Raw genomic sequence first — 1,556 nt, forward strand, 5'->3', positions numbered from 1 at the left:
GACTGGACGCCTCCGGGGGACGTGGCCTGGACCGGGCCGGGGACCAAGCGTTGCCCGGTAAAGCTAGTTGCTAGTAAAAAAATAGTGCCTACGGATACGTTAGCACTGTGGCTAGGATGGTGGGGTGGCGAGTAAGAGCGAAGCGGAACACGAGCCCCGCGCATGTGACGGGGCGTTGGCCCGCGCGTTCGGCTTCCTGGGCAAACGGTGGAACGGCGTCATTCTCGGCACGCTGCTCAACGGGCCGGCGGGATTCTCCGAACTCAAGCGCGCAGTTGGCGGGATCAGTGATTCGGTACTCTCGGAACGCCTGACGGAGTTGGCGGGGGCAGGCTTGGTGACGAGGAGCGTCGATGCAGGTCCGCCCATCGCCGTGGAGTACGAACTCACGGCGTCGGGGCAAGCACTGCTTCCAGCCCTCAGCGAACTGACAACCTGGGCTGCCGAGAACTTGCCACCTGAGAATTGCTCGAACTGAGCTAACGCGTGTGAACGGTCCTGCGTGCCGTGTACCAGGTTTCACCAGCGGGTTCTCCGGCCAGGTTCCAACTCCACGAGACTGTCGGCGTGATGCGTGAATAGATTCCGGGGCCGACCATTCCTACCCTCTCGATCGGCCGTTCAGCGATTCCGTAGATTCTGATTCCGCGCGCGACGAATGGCTCGAACGACGGCATGTCGTCGATGACCAGGGCGACTTCGAGTTGTCCTGACCCGATGTTGCGGAACTTCTTGGTCCGCAGGACCGCCTCGCCGACCCCGCCGATCCACAGGTGGGCCCCGTCGTACTCGAAGGCCAACGGAACGACGTCGGGTTGTCCGTTCGGTGAGACGGTCGCTACGCGCGCCAGCGGCTGCGACTGCAAGTAGGCGATCTCTTCGTCCGTGAATGACATGTGTTTCTCCTTCTGTAGCTTCTCCCGGGTAACAGCTTCTCCCCGGCAATGACGAAACATGCACGCAACGTAGATGCAACGTATCCAAAACTAGTGTTCTGGATCACACAGTTTTGGTCGGGTTCAGATGTATCCGGACGTGAATCTGTGGGCAGAACGGGTCCTGTTCGCTACCGGTGGCGGATGAGGACAAGGTTCCGCGGGTTGAGCACACAGCTCGCGGAACCGCCCAACCACACGCCCCGACGAGGGCACCGGCCGACAGGAGTTCAGGTGTCCGTAGTTGCGGAAGTCTCGGCGATCGATTTCGCGGAAACCGAATTCGAGAGGGCTCGAGGATCGGCCCTGATTCGCGAAGTCGGCCCGCTCGTTCCTGGCCCACCGTCCTTGGCGATGTGTCTGAGCGAACCGACGCGCGGACTCGTCGACATCGCGTCGTTACTCGTAGCTGCGCCGTGGCTGCTTCGATCGCCGCGAGGGGACGGTCACCCGGTCCTGGTTCTTCCCGGTCTGTTGACGTCCGATGTGTCCACGTTCGCGTTGAGGGCGTATCTCGGATTTCTCGGCCGGAACACCGGCGCCGCGACGCCTCCTGAGCCGCGCCCTGCCCGAGGTGCCGGAGCCGCCACCCCGCCTGAGCCGCAGCACGCCCGAGGCGCC

General features: G+C 63.0%; 2 protein-coding genes. One reads left to right on the forward strand and one right to left on the reverse strand.

The window, feature by feature from the left end; translation table 11 throughout:
- Positions 1-124: 124 nt before the first annotated feature.
- Positions 125-478 (forward strand): winged helix-turn-helix transcriptional regulator, encoded by a 354-nt coding sequence (locus ABT116_RS45215; RefSeq protein ID WP_095968621.1) that lies wholly within the window; start codon positions 125-127, stop codon positions 476-478.
- A gap of 1 nt (position 479) precedes the next feature.
- Here ABT116_RS45215 and ABT116_RS45220 read toward each other — a convergent pair whose 3' ends face one another.
- A complete protein-coding gene (locus tag ABT116_RS45220) occupies positions 480-896 on the reverse strand; it encodes a PPOX class F420-dependent oxidoreductase (RefSeq protein ID WP_124567724.1) in 417 nt (138 codons plus the stop codon).
- Positions 897-1,556: the final 660 nt, after the last annotated feature.

Source organism: Streptomyces sp. NPDC002130 (genome assembly GCF_040296465.1).
Lineage (GTDB): Bacteria > Actinomycetota > Actinomycetes > Streptomycetales > Streptomycetaceae > Streptomyces.

Excerpts from the sequence above, each read along its gene's own strand:
- ABT116_RS45220 (WP_124567724.1), bottom strand. The coding sequence starts at position 896 with ATGTCATTCACGGACGAAGAGATCGCCTACTTGCAGTCGCAGCCGCTG.